The following is a 385-nucleotide window of genomic DNA, read 5'->3' on the forward strand; positions in this document are numbered from 1 at the left end:
CCCGATCGCTCCGAAACCCAGTTGATCTATTGCCTTGCCCGTCAGAACTACCAACTTACTCAAAACTTAAAATTCGCTCTTGCTATTGTAAAGATTTCCCTTTATAATCATCATCAGCGGTAAAGAAACGTAAATTATATTCACAATCCACTCATTTTATGCTACAGCAGAGGTATGAGGTGGGAAGTTGTGACTAGAACAACGTCCGTTGTAATTATATCCATTTGGAGATTTGCGTAATGACAATCGCAGTCGGACGCGCCCAGACCGAAAGAGGCATATTTGATGTACTCGACGACTGGCTCAAGCGCGATCGCTTCGTCTTCGTAGGCTGGTCTGGCATCCTGCTATTCCCCTGCGCCTACCTAGCCATCGGTGGCTGGTT

The 385-nt window shown here is 46.2% G+C and carries 1 pseudogene; it reads left to right on the forward strand.

Features of this window, described 5'->3' with window-relative positions:
* Positions 1–239 precede the first annotated feature (239 nt).
* Positions 240–385, forward strand: a pseudogene (locus QT992_RS32330) (photosystem II D2 protein (photosystem q(a) protein)); the annotation flags it as partial.

It is taken from the genome of Microcoleus sp. T3_D1 (assembly GCF_036700405.1).
Lineage (GTDB): Bacteria > Cyanobacteriota > Cyanobacteriia > Cyanobacteriales > Microcoleaceae > Microcoleus.